This is a genomic window from Pseudomonas sp. SIMBA_041, from assembly GCF_046535095.1.
GTDB lineage: Bacteria > Pseudomonadota > Gammaproteobacteria > Pseudomonadales > Pseudomonadaceae > Aquipseudomonas > Aquipseudomonas mucoides.
Genome location: NZ_JAWRXJ010000266.1, coordinates 1 through 275 on the forward strand (window position 1 = coordinate 1; position 275 = coordinate 275).

The following is a 275-nucleotide window of genomic DNA, read 5'->3' on the forward strand; positions in this document are numbered from 1 at the left end:
GTGCGGTCCGAACAGACTTTGTGGGCGCAGAATAGTAAAGCGCGTTTGTGGATTCGCCTGCGAAAGCATATTGATCACTTCTTCGCTGGCTGCTTTGCTGCGGGCAAACTCGTTGGCGAAGCGGTGAGGGCGAAAATCTTCTTTAATATCGCGATGGTGGTGATAATCGAAGTACAGGGAGGGGGAAGAGATATGAATAAAGTTACGCACACCCCAGGCGACAGCCCATTCACCCAGGCGGCGAGTGGCGCGAACGTTAGCCAGATCGAAAGCCT

1 protein-coding gene is annotated in these 275 nt (G+C 53.5%); it reads right to left on the reverse strand.

Going from position 1 to position 275, the window contains the following annotated elements; translation table 11 throughout:
• Window positions 1-275: NAD-dependent epimerase/dehydratase family protein (locus SB725_RS31130; protein WP_410923252.1), on the reverse strand; the 275-nt coding region annotated here is incomplete at both ends.